16 protein-coding genes are annotated in these 17315 nt (G+C 73.4%); 13 read left to right on the top strand and 3 right to left on the bottom strand.

Annotated features, from left to right (window positions below; genetic code table 11):
• The 3 genes from GA0070610_RS25035 (at nucleotide 1) to GA0070610_RS25025 (ending at nucleotide 2018) form a co-directional block, all read left to right on the top strand.
• Nucleotides 1–603 (top strand): nitroreductase family protein, encoded by a 603-nt coding sequence (locus tag GA0070610_RS25035; RefSeq protein WP_089002311.1) that lies wholly within the window; start codon nucleotides 1–3, stop codon nucleotides 601–603.
• Between the two features lie 202 nt (nucleotides 604–805).
• On the top strand, nucleotides 806–1111 hold the full coding sequence (locus GA0070610_RS25030; RefSeq protein WP_089002310.1) for a type II toxin-antitoxin system VapB family antitoxin: 306 nt from the start codon (nucleotides 806–808) through the stop codon (nucleotides 1109–1111).
• A gap of 142 nt (nucleotides 1112–1253) precedes the next feature.
• A complete protein-coding gene (locus tag GA0070610_RS25025; protein ID WP_089002309.1) occupies nucleotides 1254–2018 on the top strand; it encodes a DUF4230 domain-containing protein in 765 nt (254 codons plus the stop codon).
• A gap of 88 nt (nucleotides 2019–2106) precedes the next feature.
• Here the strand turns inward: GA0070610_RS25025 and GA0070610_RS25020 are convergent, their stop codons facing one another.
• Nucleotides 2107–2313, bottom strand: a complete 207-nt coding sequence (locus GA0070610_RS25020) for a PspC domain-containing protein (RefSeq protein ID WP_089002308.1) — start codon at nucleotides 2311–2313, stop codon at nucleotides 2107–2109.
• Nucleotides 2314–2624: 311 nt separating this feature from the next.
• Here GA0070610_RS25020 and GA0070610_RS25015 point away from each other — a divergent pair, with 311 nt between their 5' ends.
• The 9 genes from GA0070610_RS25015 to GA0070610_RS24975 all read left to right on the top strand — a co-directional run bounded on the left by GA0070610_RS25015 (nucleotide 2625) and on the right by GA0070610_RS24975 (nucleotide 14972).
• Nucleotides 2625–3995 (top strand): L-serine ammonia-lyase, encoded by a 1371-nt coding sequence (locus GA0070610_RS25015; protein WP_089000476.1) that lies wholly within the window; start codon nucleotides 2625–2627, stop codon nucleotides 3993–3995.
• A 59-nt stretch (nucleotides 3996–4054) separates the two neighbouring features.
• Nucleotides 4055–4882 carry an ABC transporter permease gene (locus GA0070610_RS25010; protein ID WP_089003723.1) on the top strand — a complete coding sequence of 276 codons (828 nt, stop codon included), beginning with the start codon at nucleotides 4055–4057 and terminating at the stop codon, nucleotides 4880–4882.
• 2 nt (nucleotides 4883–4884) lie between these two features.
• A complete protein-coding gene (locus GA0070610_RS25005) occupies nucleotides 4885–5631 on the top strand; it encodes an ABC transporter ATP-binding protein (RefSeq protein ID WP_089002307.1) in 747 nt (248 codons plus the stop codon).
• Nucleotides 5628–7634 (top strand): DUF5941 domain-containing protein, encoded by a 2007-nt coding sequence (locus GA0070610_RS25000; protein ID WP_089002306.1) that lies wholly within the window; start codon nucleotides 5628–5630, stop codon nucleotides 7632–7634. The genes GA0070610_RS25005 and GA0070610_RS25000 overlap by 4 nt, the downstream gene beginning before the upstream one ends.
• Before the next feature lie 16 nt (nucleotides 7635–7650).
• A complete protein-coding gene (locus GA0070610_RS24995; RefSeq protein WP_089002305.1) occupies nucleotides 7651–9840 on the top strand; it encodes a bifunctional glycosyltransferase/CDP-glycerol:glycerophosphate glycerophosphotransferase in 2190 nt (729 codons plus the stop codon).
• A 137-nt stretch (nucleotides 9841–9977) separates the two neighbouring features.
• Nucleotides 9978–11273 (top strand): ABC transporter ATP-binding protein, encoded by a 1296-nt coding sequence (locus GA0070610_RS24990; RefSeq protein WP_089002304.1) that lies wholly within the window; start codon nucleotides 9978–9980, stop codon nucleotides 11271–11273.
• Nucleotides 11274–11323: 50 nt separating this feature from the next.
• Nucleotides 11324–11788, top strand: a complete 465-nt coding sequence (locus GA0070610_RS24985; protein ID WP_089002303.1) for a DUF4442 domain-containing protein — start codon at nucleotides 11324–11326, stop codon at nucleotides 11786–11788.
• A gap of 62 nt (nucleotides 11789–11850) precedes the next feature.
• A complete protein-coding gene (locus GA0070610_RS24980; RefSeq protein WP_089002302.1) occupies nucleotides 11851–12603 on the top strand; it encodes an HAD-IA family hydrolase in 753 nt (250 codons plus the stop codon).
• Nucleotides 12600–14972 (top strand): glycoside hydrolase family 65 protein, encoded by a 2373-nt coding sequence (locus tag GA0070610_RS24975; RefSeq protein ID WP_089002301.1) that lies wholly within the window; start codon nucleotides 12600–12602, stop codon nucleotides 14970–14972. The genes GA0070610_RS24980 and GA0070610_RS24975 overlap by 4 nt, the downstream gene beginning before the upstream one ends.
• 77 nt (nucleotides 14973–15049) lie before the next feature.
• On the opposite strand, the gene GA0070610_RS30985 is transcribed toward GA0070610_RS24975, so the two are convergent.
• Nucleotides 15050–15226, bottom strand: coding sequence for a hypothetical protein (locus GA0070610_RS30985; RefSeq protein ID WP_172896590.1), 177 nt, complete (start codon nucleotides 15224–15226; stop codon nucleotides 15050–15052).
• A gap of 160 nt (nucleotides 15227–15386) precedes the next feature.
• Between GA0070610_RS30985 and GA0070610_RS24970 the strand changes: the two genes are divergently transcribed.
• Nucleotides 15387–16046 (top strand): dienelactone hydrolase family protein, encoded by a 660-nt coding sequence (locus GA0070610_RS24970; protein ID WP_089002300.1) that lies wholly within the window; start codon nucleotides 15387–15389, stop codon nucleotides 16044–16046.
• A gap of 15 nt (nucleotides 16047–16061) precedes the next feature.
• Here the strand turns inward: GA0070610_RS24970 and GA0070610_RS24965 are convergent, their stop codons facing one another.
• Nucleotides 16062–17180, bottom strand: a complete 1119-nt coding sequence (locus GA0070610_RS24965) for an AI-2E family transporter (RefSeq protein ID WP_231925805.1) — start codon at nucleotides 17178–17180, stop codon at nucleotides 16062–16064.
• Nucleotides 17181–17315: the final 135 nt, after the last annotated feature.

The following is a 17315-nucleotide window of genomic DNA, read 5'->3' as shown; positions in this document are numbered from 1 at the left end:
ATGGAGTTCAGCGAGGTGGTCCGGCGGCGCCGGATGGTGCGCAACTACGACCCGGACCGTCCCGTCCCGCCCGACGTGGTGGAGCGGCTGCTCGACCACGCGGTCCGCGCGCCGTCGGCCGGCTTCGCCCAGGGCTGGGGTTTCCTGGTGCTGGAGGCGCCGGAGGACCGGGAGCGGTTCTGGACGGCGACCACCCCGGGCGGCGGCGGCCGGGAGCGGTGGCTGGCGGGGATGCGGCGGGCGCCGCTGATCGTCGTCCCGCACGCGAACCGGTCGGCCTACCTGGAGCGGTACGCGGAACCCGACAAGGGCTGGGCGGACCGCTCGACGGAGCGCTGGCCGGTGCCCTACTGGTACGTGGACACCGGCTTCGCCGCCCTGCTGATGCTGCTGACCGCCGTGGACGAGGGGCTGGGGGCGTGCTTCTTCGGCATCCCCGCCCAGCGCCTCGACGCGTACCGGGAGGCGTTCGGGGTGCCGGCGGAGTACGAGCCCGTCGGTGCCGTCACGGTGGGTTACCGTGCGTCCGACCACCGGTCACCGTCGCTGCGCCGGGGGCGCCGACCGGTGGACGAGGTCGTCCGGCGGGGACGGTGGAGCTGACCGGCGGCGGATGACCCGTCGGACGTGCCGTCCGCTGGCGAACCGGACGGTGGGTAGTGAAACTGACGTCAGGGAGCAGAACGCGGCGTGGTGCAGGCGGCTACGCTGGCACGGTCATCGGTGCCGCGGGTCGTGGGCGCCGCGCCGCGACCCGACCCGGTGTCGTGGGTCGGCCCGGCCAGGGGGAGGGGAGCGTGCCGTCGTGATCTTCAGAGCGGTCCGGGACGGGCGTCCCTATCCGGAGCACAACCTGACGCTCAAGCAGTGGGCGGAGATCCCGCCGAGGCCGCTGCGCCTGGATCAGTTGATCACCACCAAGCGCGAGTTGGCGCTGGACAAGCTCCTCGCCGAGGACTCCACCTTCTACGGCGACCTCTTCCCGCACGTGGTGCAGTGGAACGGCGGGCTCTACCTGGAGGACGGACTGCACCGCGCCCTGCGCGCGGCGCTCCAGCAGCGCAACCAGATCCACGCCCGGGTGCTCGTCCTCTCCGGCCCGATCGAGTGAGCGCGGGACGCCGGCTGTCCGACCCGTCCTGACCTGCGGTTCTGTCGGATCGGCGCGGCGGTGCGTCCTTCGCCGAGCGGGTGTCGCACAGGAGCCGTACCGTCATCCTCAGACGACGTGTCTGACGAGGACGGTGAGGGCCATGGCCCGCGACGGTGACATCAACGAGCCCACGAGGGAGTTCCCCGGTTATCCGACCGGCGAGGCGCTCAAGGAGCGCTCGGCTGTCACGACCGAGCCGGAGCCGGGTGCGCCACCGCCCGGGGGCGGGCCCGCCCGGGGCCTGCTCTGGGTGCTCGGCGCGGCGGCGCTGGCGGTGGTGGTGCTGCTCGGCGTGCAGGCCACCGGCCTGCTGCCGGACTTCCGCAACCCCTTCGCCAAGGAGCAGACCGACCGCAGCCAACCGCCGCTGCTCAAGTCGATCCAGGATCTCAGCCGCTACGTCGCGGCCGAGGGCAACTTCCAGGTGGTCGTCGACCTGCAGAACGACCGGCGCAACGTGCCCGACTGGCTGCTCAGCCAGCGCACCCTCTTCGTCGGCGCGGGCAGCGTCGAGGCGTACGTGGACTTCGCCAAGATCTCCGAGGGCGCGGTGGTCCAGTCGGCCGACGGCAAGTCGGTGGAGATCAGGCTGCCGGCGCCGCAGCTCGCCAAGACCAACCTCGACCTGGAGAAGAGCTACGTCTTCGCCGAGGAGCGCGGGCTGCTCAACCGGGTCGGCGAGCTGGTCAAGGGCGACCCCAACCGCCAGCAGCAGGTCTACCAGCTCGCCGAGGAGCGGATCACCACGGCTGCCCGCGACAGTGGCCTGACCCAGCGGGCCGAGGAGAACACCCGCAAGATGCTGGAGGGGCTGCTCCGCTCCCTCGGCTACGAGAAGGTGACGGTCACCTACACCGCCCCGTGACGCGGGCCGCCACGGACGCGACGGCGCCCGCCCCGGTCGTCGGGACGGGCGCCTCGTGCTGCCTGCGGGTCGGGCGGGGCGGGTGGGCTCAGTAGCGGGTGGCGGCGTGGCGGTCCTCGTTCGGCATCAGGACCCAGAGCACCAGGTAGACGACCACCTGGGTGCCGGGCAGCAGCAGCGACAGCAGGAACAGCAGCCGGATGAAGCCGGCCGACCTGCCGAAACGCTGGGCCAGGCCGGCGCAGACGCCGGCGAGCATGCGCCCCTGACGGGGGCGGACCAGTTTGCGACTCATCGTCGTACTCCCACTCTGCGGCGTTCGCCGCCTCTGCCCTCAACGGTAGGAAGGGGTGGCCACCGTGCCCTCGGTCGCGAGGAGGAGCGGCGGCGCCCGTACCCGTAGGTGGTTACCCGGGAACCGGCCCCGCGACGCCCCCGGTTCCGCCGGCTCCCGACGGCCGGTCGCGAACGACGGGCGGGCGCTGACCTGGGCGGGTAGGCTCGCCGGTCGGGCACCCCCACCCCGGGTGCCGGACGGCCGCCCCGACCGGGCCGGCCACGACCGTGCCGGAGACCCACGAGGTACGACGGCGAGGAAGCGCAGCCATGATCAGTGTGTTCGATCTGTTCAGTGTCGGTATCGGGCCGTCCAGCTCCCATACGGTGGGGCCGATGCGGGCGGCCCGTACGTTCGTCGCGGGGTTGAAGGCCGATGGGTTGTTGGCTGGGACGGCTCGGGTGCGGGCGGAGTTGTTCGGGTCGCTGGGCGCGACGGGGCATGGTCACGGCAGTGATCGGGCGGTGTTGCTGGGGTTGGCCGGTGAGGTTCCGGAGTCGGTCGACACGGACGCGGTGGAGGCGCGGGTGGGGCGGGTGCGCGTCGAGGGGCGGCTGAGTCTGCTCGACGCGCACGAGGTTGATTTCGATGTGGACCGGGATCTGGTGTTGCACCGGCGTCGGTCGTTGCCGTACCACCCGAACGGGATGGCGTTCGTCGCGTACGACGACGCGGGCGCGGAGTTGCGGGTGCGGACGTACTACTCGGTGGGTGGTGGGTTCGTGGTGGACGAGGCGGCGGCGGGGGCGGATCGGATCAAGCCCGACGGCACGCGGGTGCGGTATCCGTTCCTGACCGGTGCGCAGCTGCTCGGCGTGACCGCGTCGACGGGGCTGTCGATCAGTGAGGTGATGCTCGCCAACGAGCTCTCCTGGCGTGGTGAGGGTGAGGTGCGTGCCGGTCTGTTGGGGATCTGGCGGGTGATGCGGGAGTGCGTCGAGCGGGGCTGCTCCCGGGACGGGGTGCTGCCCGGTGGTCTGAAGGTCCGCCGCCGCGCCGCCGAGCTGCGCCGCAGCCTGGAGACGGAGTCCGATGCGGCTGATCCGCTGCGGGCGATGGACTGGGTGACGCTGTTCGCCCTCGCGGTGAATGAGGAGAACGCGGCCGGCGGTCGGGTGGTGACGGCGCCGACGAACGGGGCTGCCGGGATCATTCCGGCGGTGCTGCACTACTACACCCGTTTCGTGCCGGGTGCCTGCGAGGAGGGGGTGGTGCGGTTCCTGTTGGCGGCGGGCGCGATCGGGGTGTTGTTCAAGGAGAACGCGTCGATCTCGGGTGCGGAGGTGGGTTGTCAGGGCGAGGTGGGTTCGGCCTGTTCGATGGCCGCCGCGGGGCTGGCCGAGGCGCTGGGCGGCACCCCCGAGCAGGTGGAGAACGCCGCCGAGATCGGCATGGAACACAATCTCGGGTTGACCTGTGATCCGGTTGGTGGTCTGGTGCAGATCCCCTGCATCGAGCGCAACGCGGTGGCTAGCATCAAGGCGATCACGGCTGCCCGGTTGGCGTTGCGTGGTGACGGGGTGCACCACGTGTCGCTGGACAAGGTCATCAAGACGATGCGCGAGACCGGCGCGGACATGAAGGTCAAGTACAAGGAGACGGCGCGCGGCGGACTGGCCGTCAACGTGATCGAGTGCTGAGGGGGCGTTCGTTCATCGACTGCTAGCCTGTCGTCCGTCCGGTGAGGCGGGAGGCGGCGGTGACCTCTGGCGTCGCGGCGTTGTGGTCGCACCGCACCTCGCTGCGCATCCTCGTCAGGCGCGACCTCGCCGTGAAGTACCAGCAGTCCGTGCTCGGGTACCTCTGGTCGCTGATCGAGCCCCTCGGCCTGGGGGCGATCTACTGGTTCGTCTTCGGCGTCCTCTACTCGCGGGACACCAACCGCCACCTCGGCGACGCGGCCGACTCGTACCCGCTGTTCCTGCTCACCGGGATCTTCGCCTGGATGTGGACCAGTTCGGCGCTGAGCGAGGCCACCAACGCGCTGACCGGTCAGGCCCGGCTGATCACGACGATGAACCTGCCCCGGCAGGTCTTCCCCATCGGCCGGGTCGCCGGCCGCTTCGCCGAGTACGCCGCCGGCCTGCCGATCCTCGTCGCCGTCGCCGTCGGGTACGCCGCGTCCGGGCGGGTCGAGCCGGGCTGGTCGCTGCTGGCCCTGCCGCTGGCGGTGGCGGTGCAGGGCGTCCTGCTGGTCGGGCTGGCCCTGCTGCTCTCGGCGGTCAACGTGCTGATGCGCGACGTCGAGCGCTTCATGCGGCTGGTCGTCCGGGTGCTCTTCTACGCCACCCCGATCATCTATCCGCTGAGCCTCGTACGCGACGCCGACCTGCCGGGCTGGCTGAAGGCCGCGTACGAGTTGAACCCGCTGGTCGGCATCTTCCAGCTGCACCACGCGGTCTGGTACCCCGACGAGTTCCCGGACGCCCGGCTGCTCGCCACCGCCGTCGGCGTCAGCCTGCTGGTGCTGGTCGCCGGCTGGTGGTCGTTCCGTCGGCTCGAGCCCGCCGTGCTCAAGGAACTGTAGGGATGGCCGAGGCGATCATCGAGGCGGACCGGCTCGGCATCCGGTTCGTCCGCAACCGGCGGCGGCAGTTGCGGCTGCGGGAGCTGTTCATCCACCGGGGGCGGCGCGGTGCCGACGACGGCCGGTTCTGGCCGCTGCGGGACGTGTCGTTCTCGGTGGGCGCCGGGGAGACCGTCGGGGTGGTCGGGCGCAACGGCACCGGCAAGAGCACGCTGCTGCGGCTGGTCGCCGGCGTGCTCATCCCCGACGAGGGCCGGATCCGGGTGCGCGGGGACGTCGCGCCGCTGCTGGAGCTCTCCGCCGGGTTCTCCAGCGACCTGACCGGGCGGGAGAACCTCTACCTGGTCGGCGGCCTGCACGGGCTGCCGTCGGGCTACCTGCGCCGGCACTTCGACGACATCGTCTCGTTCGCCGGCGAGCAGGTGGAGCGGGCCGTCGACACGTCGGTGCGGCACTACTCGTCCGGCATGAAGGTCCGCCTCGGCTTCGCCATCATCTCGCACCTGCCGCACCCGATCCTGCTCATGGACGAGGTGACCGCGGTCGGGGACGAGGAGTTCCGCAAGAAGTGTTATGCGACGATCGACCGTCTGCTCGGGGAGGGGCGCACTCTGGTGCTGGTGTCACACAACGAAAAGGACCTGACCCGGTTCTGCCGTCGGGGGTTGTACCTCGACGGGGGCCGGCTGAGCGTCGACGGCACGATCGCCGAGGCGCTGCACGCGTACCACGCCGCGGTTCCGCGGTGACGCTCGCGATCGTGCTCGCCGCCGACGCCCCGGCCGCGAGCCTGCCGACCCGCTCGGGCGAGCCCCTCGCCGACCGGCTGGCCGACCAGCTCCGGCGCGCGGGGGCGGACAAGGTGCGCCACGTCGTCGACCTGGACGAGCTGGCCGCCCTGGCCGACGCGGCCACCGGACCGGTGCTCGTGACCGGCGCCGACCTGGTCGCGCACACCGCCGTCCTGCGGCACCTGGCCACCAGCCCCGTCGGGCCGACGGTGGCGCTGGTGCTCACCGACCCGCCCGGCGAGGGCCGTACGGCCGTGCGCGAGGAGCGCGGCCAGGTGGTCGGTGCCGGGCCGCCGGAGGCGTTGGACGGCGAGGCCACCGGCGTCTTCGGCGGCGCGCTGCGGGTCGGCGTCGACGACCTGCCGTCGCTCGCCGCCGCCGCGCGCGCGGTCGCCGCCGGGGTGGTCCCCGCCGGCGCGCCGTCGGCCGCCGCGCCGGCCGGGCCCGCCGTGGACCGGCTCTTCGCGGGCCTCACCGGGCTCGGCACGCTCACCTTCGCCCAGCGCGTACGCCTGCTCGTCGCGCACCGGGTGGCCGACCCGTCGGGGCTGGCCGCCGCGGAGGCGGCCGTGGCCGCCGTCGACGAGGACCGGGCGGAGCTGAAGCTCTCGGTGAAGGAGCGCGACGACTTCTTCACCACGTTCTTCGTCAGCACCTGGTCGCCGTACGTGACGAAGGCGTCGGCGAAGCTCGGGCTCGGCCCCACCGCCGTCACGATGATCTCGGTGGCCTTCGCGGTGGCCGCCGCCGTGCTCTTCGGCACGGGCGGCCGGCTGGCGCTGGTCGCGGGTGCGGTGCTGCTCTACCTCGGCTTCGTGCTCGACTGCGTGGACGGCCAGCTCGCCCGCTACACCCGGCACTTCAGCGCCTGGGGCGGCTGGCTGGACACCATGGCCGACCGGGCCAAGGAGTACGTGGTCTACGCCGGCCTCGGCTACGGGGCCACCCAGGCCGGTTTCCGGTACGGCTGGGCGCTGGCGATCGCCGCGATCACCCTCCAGACCGTCCGGCACATGACCGACACCTGGTACGGCGTGCTGCACGACGAGGCGGCCCGCCGGCCGAAGGCGGTCGGCACCTCCGGCGGTGGCATCGGCGACAAGCTGAACGCCGCCTCCAACCGGGTGCAGGCCGACACGGGCTCGGTGTCGTACTGGCTGAAGCGGACGGTGGTCTTCCCGATCGGGGAGCGGTGGGCGCTGATCGCGATCACCGTGGCGCTGTTCGGCCCACTGGTCAGCCTGTACGCGGTGCTGGCCTGGGGGGTGCTGGCGTTCGCGTACACCGGGGCGCTGCGGACGCTGCGGGCCCGCTGGATGTGGGTGCCGGTGCTGGACACGGTCGACGCCACCCTGCACCGCGACGACGGGCCGCTGGCCCGGGTCCTGCCGGTGCTCCGCCCGGTGGGCCCGCTGACGCTGGCGGTCGGCGCGGCGCTGGGCCCGGCGGCGCTGCTGGTGGCGGCGCTGCTGACCCGCGACGGCGCGGGGGTGGAGGGCCTGCGGTGGGCGGTGCCGGCCGCGCTGCTGGTGCTGCTGGCCGCCGGTCTCGGCGCCGGCGCGGCGCACAACGGGCCGCTGGACTGGCTGGTGCCGGCCGCGCTGCGGGCGGGCGAGTACCTGTTCGCCATCGCGGTCGGGGTGGTCGGCGGCGTGCCGCCGTGGCTGATCTTCGGGTACGTCTTCGTGCTGACCCTGCACCACTACGACCTGACCGCGCGGCTGGAGAAGCGGCAGTCGGCCCCGCCGCTGCACGGCGTCACGCTGGGCTGGGAGGGCCGTTCGGTGTTGCTGGCCCTGGCGGCGATCGTCGGTTTTGCGGGCATCGGGATGGCTACACTCGGTACGTACCTTCTCGTGGTTTTTGTGGGGAGTGTCGCCCTCGCCTGGGTGGTCCTGCCCGCCCGCGCCGCGCGGGCGTCGGTGGGCCTGGTCGGCGCGGGAGGTCGCTCGCCGGGCTGACGGAGGGGGCCGGCCGATGACACTGATCAGCTTCGTCGTGCCGGCCTACCGGGTGCAGGGCTACCTGCGCGAGTGCCTGGACTCCATCCTCGACCAGCCGGTCGCCGACATCGAGGTGATCGGCGTCGACGACTGTTCGCCGGACGACAGCGGCGGGCTCCTCGCCGAGTACGCGGCCCGCGACCCGCGGGTGCACGCCGTCCGGCTGACGGAGAACGTCGGGCTCGGTCCGGCCCGCAACGTCGGGCTGGACCGGGCCACCGGCGAGTACGTCTGGTTCGTCGACGGCGACGACTGGCTCGCGCCGGACTGCCTGGCCGAGGTGGCCGGGCGCCTGCGCGCGACCCGCCCTGACGTGCTCCTGGTCGACCACGTCCGGACCCACTGGAACAACGCCACCAGCCGCAGCGCGATGGCGGAGGTCTTCCCGGAGTCGCCCGGCGAGCAGACCTTCCGGCTGCGGGACCGGCCCGAGATGCTGCGGCTGCTGCACACCGCCTGGAACCGGCTGGTCCGCCGACGGTTCCTGCTGGAGCAGGGCCTGCGCTTCGCCCCCGGCTGGTACGAGGACGTCTCGTTCAGCTACCCGGTGCTGCTGGCCGCCGAGCGGATCGGCGTGCTGGACCGGGTCTGCGTGAACTACCGGCAGCGCCGCACCGGGGCGATCACCCGGACCAGGGGCGAGCGGCACTTCGAGGTCTTCGACCAGTGGCACCGGGTGTTCCGGCTGCTGGACGCTGGCGGAGCGGACGTCGACGACCTGCGCCCCGCGCTGTTCGAGCGGATGATCTGGCACTACCTGACCGTGCTCGGCAACGGGGAGCGGATCGCCCCCGCGCTGCGCCCGGCCTTCTTCGCCCAGATCGCCGCCGACCACGCGCGCTGGCTGCCGCCGGGCGGCTACCCGACGCCGGCCGGTGCCGAGGGGCTCAAGCACCGGCTGGTGGCCGCCGGCCGCTGGCGTACGTTCAGCGCGCTGCGCGCCGCCTACCGGGCGCGCGACGCCGCCCGGCGTACCGCGCGGGGCACGAAGCGGCGACTGGCGCCCCCGGCCCGGCGCGCGGCCCGGGCGGCCCGGGACACCCTGCTGCGCGAGTACTACCGGGCCGAGCTGCGCCGGCCGGTCGACCCCACGCTGGCCGTCTACGCGGCCTACTGGTACCGGGGGTACGCGGACAACCCGGCCGCGATCTTCGAGGCGGCCCGCCGGCTGGCGCCGCAGGTGCGCGGGGTGTGGGTCGTCCGGCGCGACCGCGTGCACACCGTGCCGGAGGGTGTCGCGTACGTGGTCGCCGGGACGCGCGCGTACTACCGGGCGCTGGCGCGGGCGCGCTGGCTCGTCAACAACGTCAACTTCCCGGACCACGTCCGCAAGCGGCCGGGCACCGTGCACGTGCAGACCCACCACGGCACGCCGGTGAAGGTGATGGGGCTCGACCAGCAGCGGTACCCGGTCGGCGCGGTCGGGATGGACTTCGCCGGGCTGTTGCGCCGGGTGGACCGCTGGGACTACAGCATCAGCGCGAACAGCTTCTCCAGCCAGATGTGGGAGCGCGCGTACCCGGCCGCGTACACGACGCTGGAGGTCGGCTATCCGCGCAACGACCGGCTGGTCACCGCGACCGCCGAGGAGGTGCTGCGGCTACGGGCCGGGTTCGGCCTCGGGCCCGGCGAGCAGGTCGTCCTGTACGCCCCGACGCACCGGGAGCACCTGCCCGGCTACCGGCCGCCGTTCGACCCCGAGCGGCTGCTCGACGTGCTCGGCCCGGCCGGCCGGCTGCTGATGCGCAGCCACTACTTCCACGACCGGGACCGCCCTACCCGCCGCCCGGCGGAGCGCGACCGGGTACGCGACGTCAGCGGCCACCCGTGCGTGGAGGACCTCTACCTCGTGGCGGACGTGCTGATCACCGACTACTCCTCGGCGATGTTCGACTACGCCGTGCTCGACCGGCCGATCGTGGTCTACGCCCCCGACTGGGAGGCGTACCGGCTGGCCCGGGGCGTCTACTTCGACGTGACCGCGGAGCCACCGGGCGCGGTGGCCACCAGCTTCGACGACCTGCTCGACCTGTTCCGCGCCGGCGGGGTCGACGCGGAGGCGGCGCGCAAGGCCCGGCAGCGGTTCCGGGCCCGGTTCTGCGCGCTCGACGACGGCCACGCCGCCGAGCGGGTCGTCCGGCGGGTCTTCCTCGGCGAGCGGTGAGCGCGCGGCGTCGTCCCGGCGGGTGGGCGTCACAGGGCCGTCACAAGCCGAACATGGCACGTTTACCCGATGGGCGAAACGGATGATCCTCGTCACAGTCATTCGGGGTTCGCCCGACGAGCTGGGGGGAGGGCACGGTGACAACCGTCGCGCTCAAGGACGTCACGAAGGTGTTCAGGGACGGCACGCTGGCCGTCGACAAGGTCAACCTCGACGTCGAGGACGGCGAGTTCATGGTGCTGCTCGGCCCGTCGGGCTGCGGCAAGTCCACCGTGCTGAGGATGGTGGCCGGGCTGGAGGACCCGACGTCGGGCGCGGTCATGCTCGACGGCGAGCTGGCCAACGACCTGCCGCCGCGCGACCGGAAGATCGCCATGGTCTTCCAGGACTTCGCGCTCTACCCGCACATGACCGTCGGCGACAACATCGCCTTCCCGCTCAAGCTGGCCGGGTTGGAGCCCGAGCCGCGCGACGAGCGGGTCACCGACGTGGCCAGCGCGCTCGGCATCGGCGACGTGCTCGGCCGCAAGCCCAGCCAGCTCTCCGGCGGGCAGCGCCAGCGGGTCGCGATGGGCCGGGCGATCGTGCGCCGCCCGGGCGTGTTCCTGATGGACGAGCCGCTGTCCAACCTCGACAGCGGGCTGCGCGCCGAGCTGCGGGCGGAGATCTCGGGCCTGACCCGGGAGCTGGGCGTCACCACCATCTACGTCACCCACGACCAGGCCGAGGCGCTGACCATGGCCGACCGGGTCGCCATCATGCGCAAGGGCGTCCTCCAGGACGTCGGCACCCCCACCCAGGTCTACGGCCGCCCGGCCACCCTCTACGTGGCCGCGTTCCTGGGCAGCCCGCGGATGAACCTGCTGGAGGCCTCGGTCTACGTCCATCTCGACCGCTACGTCACCCTCACCCTCGGCGAGCAGGCGCTGCACCTGCCGTGGGACGACATCCGCAGCCGGGCCGTCGCGCACTACCACGGGGAACGGATCGTCGTCGGGATGCGGGCCGAGGCGCTCACCCCGGTGGCGCCGGACGCCCAGGGCGCCGTGCTGCACGGCCGGATCCGCTACCTGGAGCACCACGGGCACGAGTCGCTCGCCTTCCTCGACGTCGGGGCCACCGCCATCGTGGTGGACGAGATGGGCGCGAGGGCCGACGCGCCCGCCACCCAGCGCGGCCGGCGCCGCTTCGGGCAGGTCGTGCAGCGGCTGACCGGGCGCGCCGCGGAGGAGGTGGCCGCGCCGACCGGTGTGACCCGCACCAGCGTGCTCAACGACCCGGGCCGGCACCACCGGCGCCCGGCCGAGCTGGCGGTCCGGCTCGCGCCGTACCCGGGGGTCTCCGCCGGTCACCCCCTGGCCGTCTCCGTACGCATGGACGCGCTGCACTTCTTCGACGAGCGCGGCGACCGGATCGACGTGGGCTGGCGCTGACGGGGGGGGCGACCCTTGCCGGGGAAGTTACCGGCTAGTAACGTCGGGTCATGACCATCGACTCGCGCCAGGTGGCGGCCGGCATCCTGGAGGCCGTGCCGTTCGCCCGCACGCTCGGCATCGAATTCGTCGAGGTGGCCCCCGAGGCGGAGGGCGGCGTACGGGTGACCGTCCGGCTGCCCGACGCGCCGGCCACCCACAACCACGTCGGTGGCCCGCACGCCGGGGCCATGTTCACCCTCGGCGAGACCGCCTCCGGCGCCGTCGTGCTGGCCGCGTTCGGCACGCTGCTCGACCGGGCCACGCCGCTGGCCGTGCGCGCCGACATCGCGTACCGGAAGCTGGCCATGGGGCCGGTGCGGGCCACCGCGCGCCTCTGCCGACCGGTCGCCGAGGTGGTCGCGGAGCTGGAGTCCGGCAGCCGGCCGGAGTTCCCCGTGCAGGTGGCCATCGCCACCGAGGAGGGCAAGCAGACCGGCGAGATGACCGTGGTCTGGACGCTGCGCCCTAACTGAGCCGGGCGGCAAAGGGGACCGAAAGCGGTTTGCGGACCCGGAGGTCTGGATAGATTCGTACCGTGTTGGGCCTGCCTGCTCACGTGACCGCCTGTCTCTTCGATCTGGACGGTGTGCTGACGCAGACCGCCCGGGTGCACAACGCCGCCTGGACCGAGACGTTCGACGGCTTCCTGCGCCGCCGCGCCGCCGTCACCGGCGAGGAGTTCCGCCCCTTCGATCCGGGGCTGGACTACAACCGCTACGTCGACGGCCGGCCGCGCGCCGACGGGGTGCGCACCTTCCTCGCCTCCCGGGGCATCGTGCTGCCGGAGGGTTCGCCCGACGACCCGCCGGACGCCGACACCGTCAACGGCGTCGGCAACAGCAAGAACGTGCTGCTGCTGGAGCGGCTGCGTACGCACGGCGTGGACGTCTACCCCGGCTCCGTGACCTACCTGGAGGCGGCGGTCGCCGCCGGCCTGCGCCGGGCGGTCGTCACGGCCAGCGCCAACGGCCGGGAGGTGGTGGCCGCCGCCGGGCTGGAACCGCTGCTGGAGGCCCGGGTCGACGGGCTCGTCGCCCGCGCCGAGGGGCTACGCGGCAAGCCGGCCCCGGACACCTTCCTGGCCGGCGCGCGGCTGCTCGGGGTCGACCCGCGCGACGCCGCCGTCTTCGAGGACGCCCTCGCCGGGGTGGCCGCCGGGCGGGCCGGCGGATTCGGGTACGTGGTGGGCGTCGACCGGGTCGGCCAGGCCGCCGACCTGCTGGCCCACGGCGCCGACGTCGTGGTCACCGACCTCGCCGAACTGCTCGACACCGGGCGGCCCGCGTGATCCGGGAACGCGCCTATCCGGTCGAGCCGTGGCACGTCCGGGAGACGCGGCTGGACATGGACGTCCTGGCCCAGTCGGAGTCGGTCTTCGCCCTCTCCAACGGGCACGTCGGGCTGCGCGGCAACCTGGACGAGGGGGAGCCGCACGGCCTGCCCGGCACCTACCTCAACTCCTTCTACGAGCTGCGCCCGCTGCCGTACGCGGAGGCCGGCTTCGGGTTCCCCGAGTCCGGCCAGACGATCGTCAACGTGACCAACGGCAAGCTGATCCGGCTGCTGGTCGACGACGAGCCGCTCGACGTCCGCTACGGCGAACTCCTCGCCCACGAGCGGGTCCTCGACCTGCGCGCCGGGACCCTGCACCGGGAACTGCACTGGCGCTCCCCGGCCGGCCGCGAGGTCAAGGTCCGCAGCACCCGGCTGGTCTCGTTCACCCAGCGCGCCGTCGCCGCGATCAACTACGAGGTGGAGGCGGTGGACGGCCCGCTGCGGCTGATCCTCCAGTCGGAACTCGTGGCGAACGAGGCGCTGCCCCCGCAGAGCAGGGACCCGCGGGTCGCGGCCGTGCTGGAGTCGCCGTTGCAGGCCGAGGAGGAGCTCACCACCGCCGACGGCGGGCTGCTGATCCACCGGACCAAGGTCTCCGGGCTGCGGGTGGCCGCCGCGATGGAACACGAGGTGTACGCCCCGGCGCGCAAGACCATCCAGTCCGAGGGGTACGAGGACTGGGTGCGCACCACCATCGGGTGCGTGCTCCAGCCCGGCGAGACGCTGCGGGTGGTCAAGTACCTCGCGTACGGCTGGTCGAGCCGACGGTCGCTGCCGGCGATGCGCGACCAGGTCGAGGCCGCCCTGACCGGGGCGCGACTCGACGGCTGGGACGGGCTGCGCCGCGAGCAGCGCGAATACCTCGAGGAGTTCTGGGAGGCCGCCGACGTGGTGGTGGAGGGCGACCCGGAGATCCAGCAGGCCGTCCGCTTCGGCATGTTCCACGTCCTCCAGGCGGGCTCCCGGGCGGAGCGGCGGCCCATCGCCGCGAAGGGCCTGACCGGCCCGGGGTACGACGGGCACGCGTTCTGGGACACGGAGATGTTCGTCCTGCCGGTGCTCACGTACACCCATCCGGCCGCCGTGCGGGACGCGCTGCACTGGCGGCACGGCACCCTGGCCGCCGCCCACGAGCGGGCCCGGACGCTCAACCTGGAGGGGGCGGCGTTCCCCTGGCGCACCATCGAGGGGCCGGAGTCGTCGGGGTACTGGCCGGCGGGCACCGCCGCCTTCCACATCGCGGCCGGCATCGCCGACGCGCTGCGCCGCTACGTGCAGGTCACCCAGGACACCGAACTGGAACGCGAGATCGGGCTCGAACTGCTGGTCGAGACCGCCCGGCTCTGGCGCTCCCTGGGCCACCACGACCGGCACGGCCAGTTCCACATCGACGGGGTCACCGGCCCCGACGAGTACACGGCCGTCAAGAACGACAACATCTACACCAACCTGATGGCGCAGCGGAACCTGATCGCCGCCGCCGACGCCGTGACGCGCTACCGGGACGAGGCGTTCCACCTCGGCGTCACCAACGAGGAGGCGGCGGCCTGGCGGGACGCGGCCGCCGCCATGCACGTCCCGTACGACGAGGAGATCGACGTCCACGAGCAGGTCGAGGGCTTCACCCGGCTCCAGGAGTGGGACTTCGCGCAGACCCCGCCGGAGAAGTACCCGCTGCTGCTGCACTACCCGTACTTCGACCTGTACCGCAAGCAGGTCGTCAAGCAGGCGGACCTGGTCCTGGCGATGCACTGGCGGGGCGACGCCTTCACCCCGGAGCAGAAGCTGCGCAACTTCCTCTACTACGAGCGACGTACGGTGCGCGACTCCTCGCTGTCGGCGTGCACCCAGGCGGTGCTGGCGGCCGAGGTGGGCCACCCGGAGCTGGCGCACATCTACCTGCGCGAGGCCGCCCTGATGGACCTGCACGACCTCAACGAGAACACCCGCGACGGCGTGCACATGGCCTCGCTCGCCGGCGCCTGGATCGCCCTGGTGGCCGGGTTCGGCGGGCTGCGCGACCACGACGGCAACCTGTCCTTCGCGCCGCGGCTGTCCAGCCGGCTGGAGCGGCTGGAGTTCTCGCTCCAGTGGCGCGGGATGCGGCTGCGGGTCGACGTCCGGCCGCACGAGACCACGTACGCGCTGCGCCGCGGCGACCCGGGGGACGTGCTGGAGCTGCGGCACCACGGCGAGCCGGTGCGGGTCACCTGCGGGGAGCCGGTGACGATGCCGATCCCCCCGGCGGAGGTGTCCGGCCCGGCCCCGGAGCAGGCCCCGGGGCGTGCGCCCCTGCTCCGCCTGCCCGAGAACGAGCCGTGACCGGCCGCCGCCGGCCCGCGTACGTCACGACGGGCCGGCGGCACCGGTCTGCGTGCCCTCGACGGTGGCGCCGCCGGTCAGACGGGCCTGCCCTGTGACGGGCGGCCGGCGGCGTCGCGGGGCGCCGTCGCCCGCGGGTCGTCGGCCGTGCGCGCCTGGGCCGCGTCGTCCGCCCAGTCCCGGCCGCGTTCGGTGTCCTGTTCCCGCCGGTCCCGGTCCGTGTCCTGCTGCCGGGTCTCTCGCTGCTGCGCCATGGCGATCCTCGCGATCCGTCGGGGCGCGGTTGCGCCGGTACGGCCTGCGGTCATCCGCCGCCTACCCGGGCCCCCGGGCGACAAACGCCGGCCGCGCCGGGCGGCTTGCCGGCCCGGAGGACGGGTATGCGGCCGGAGACCGAGGACGTACGGAGGCGAGATGGACATGCGCAGCAGTGCGGTGACGATCCCGGCGGGGGACGCCGAACTCCCGGCCGATCTGCTGATCCCGGCGGAGCCGGCCGGCGTGGTGCTCTTCGCGCACGGCAGCGGCAGCTCCCGGCACAGCCCGCGCAACACCGCCGTGGCGCACGTGCTCAACCGCGCCGCCCTCGGCACCGTGCTGGTCGACCTGCTCACCCCGGCCGAGGACCAGGTGGACGCCCGGACCGCCGAGCTGCGCTTCGACATCACCCTGCTCGCGGAACGGCTCGCCGCGATCGTGGACTGGCTGGCGGCCGAGCGACCCTCCGGCGCGGTGCCGATTGGCCTCTTCGGGGCCAGCACCGGGGCGGCCGCCGCCCTGGTGGCGGCAGCCGCCCGACCGGACCTCGTCGGCGCGGTGGTCTCCCGGGGCGGCCGCCCCGACCTGGCCGGCCCGGCCCTCGGCCAGGTGCGCGCGCCCACGCTGCTGCTGGTCGGCGGCCTCGACGAGCAGGTGATCACGCTCAACGAGCAGGCACAGGAGGCGCTGCCGGAGACGGCCGAGCTGACGGTGATCCCGGGTGCCACCCACCTCTTCGAGGAACCCGGCACCCTGGAGCAGGTCGCCCACTGCGCCGCCGACTGGTTCACCACCCACCTGCCGGCCTCCCGCTGAGCGCCGTCCCCGGGGTCAGGCGGGGGTCGGGGGTGCCGGGTGTCGGCGGTGTTGCTGGACGGTGTCGACGATCCGCCAGACGACGGCGGTGATCGGCACCGAGACGAAGGCCCCAGCGATGCCGGCGATCAGGGTGCCGGCGGTCACCGCCACCAGGATCACCGCCGGGTGCAGGCGTACCTGGCGCTTCATGATCAGCGGCTCGAGCAGGTTGCCCTCGATCTGCTGTACGGCGATCACGGCGGCCAGGACGAGCAGCGCGGTCACCGGTCCCTTCGCCGCGAGGGCGACCAGCACCGCCACCGCGCCGGCCACGGTCGCCCCGATGATCGGGATGAAGCCGCCGAAGAAGGTGATGAGCGCGAGCGGGAGGGCCAGCGGCACCCGGAGCAGCACCAGCGCCAGGCCGATGCCGATCGCGTCGATCGCGGCGATCATCATCGTGCCCCGGCTGTACGCGCCGAGCGTCCGCCAACCCGTCCGGCCCGCCTCGGCGGTCACCGTCCGGTTCGGCCCGGTCGCCCGGGACAGCGTCCAGTGCCACATGGAGCGGCCGTCCTTGAGCAGGAAGAACAGCAGGACGAGCGCGAGCAGCGCCGAGCCGAGCACCTCCGCGGCCGTCCTGGCGCTGGAGACCGGATCGACCGAGTCCTGCCCGAGGCCCTCGCGGGCCTGGCCGAGCAGCCGGTCGATCTGCTGGTCGGTGACCGGCAACGTCGAGGTCACGAAGTCCCGGGTGCGTTGCACTCCCTGCCCCAGTTCCTGGCTCAACTCGCTGAACTGGCCCGCGGTGAGGCTCCACACCAGCGCGCCGACGCCGAACAGCAGGCCGAGCAGCAGCAGCACGGTGAGCAGGGCGGCGAGGGAGGCGGGCAGCCGGAGCCGGCGCAGGGCGAGCTGCACCGGGTCGAGCAGGGCGGTGAGGAAGATGGTGGCGGCCAGCGCGATGGCCAGCGGCGCCAGCAGCACCGCGATCTTTCCGAGCAGGTACAGCCCGGCGACGACCACCACCAGGCAGGCGCTCCACACCACGGCCGAGCGGACCAGCCAGGGAAGCGCGGCCCAGGTCTGTCGGGGGCCCGCGCCCCGGTCCGTCGTCCCCTCGGGCGTACGCCCGGCACCGTCTGCGACCACGTCGGCCCTCCTCGATCTCCGGCGAGTCGGTACCCGGCCGGCGTCCATCCGACACCCGCGTCCCCTTTCACGCTAGTTGGGCGGCCCAGGCGCCGGGGCAGACCACCCGTTTCCCGATCGCGCTCCGGTCGCCCG

Source organism: Micromonospora echinofusca, from assembly GCF_900091445.1.
Classification (GTDB): Bacteria; Actinomycetota; Actinomycetes; order Mycobacteriales; family Micromonosporaceae; genus Micromonospora; species Micromonospora echinofusca.
This window is presented reverse-complemented; position numbering and strand designations above follow the sequence as displayed.

Coding starts and splice junctions, on each gene's coding strand:
- GA0070610_RS24970 (WP_089002300.1), top strand. CDS start 15,387: ATGGACATGCGCAGCAGTGCGGTGACGATCCCGGCGGGGGACGCCGAA.
- GA0070610_RS25035 (WP_089002311.1), top strand. CDS start 1: ATGGAGTTCAGCGAGGTGGTCCGGCGGCGCCGGATGGTGCGCAACTAC.
- GA0070610_RS25020 (WP_089002308.1), bottom strand. CDS start 2,313: ATGAGTCGCAAACTGGTCCGCCCCCGTCAGGGGCGCATGCTCGCCGGC.
- GA0070610_RS24995 (WP_089002305.1), top strand. CDS start 7,651: ATGACACTGATCAGCTTCGTCGTGCCGGCCTACCGGGTGCAGGGCTAC.
- GA0070610_RS24985 (WP_089002303.1), top strand. CDS start 11,324: ATGACCATCGACTCGCGCCAGGTGGCGGCCGGCATCCTGGAGGCCGTG.
- GA0070610_RS30985 (WP_172896590.1), bottom strand. CDS start 15,226: ATGGCGCAGCAGCGAGAGACCCGGCAGCAGGACACGGACCGGGACCGG.
- GA0070610_RS25015 (WP_089000476.1), top strand. CDS start 2,625: ATGATCAGTGTGTTCGATCTGTTCAGTGTCGGTATCGGGCCGTCCAGC.
- GA0070610_RS25005 (WP_089002307.1), top strand. CDS start 4,885: ATGGCCGAGGCGATCATCGAGGCGGACCGGCTCGGCATCCGGTTCGTC.
- GA0070610_RS25025 (WP_089002309.1), top strand. CDS start 1,254: ATGGCCCGCGACGGTGACATCAACGAGCCCACGAGGGAGTTCCCCGGT.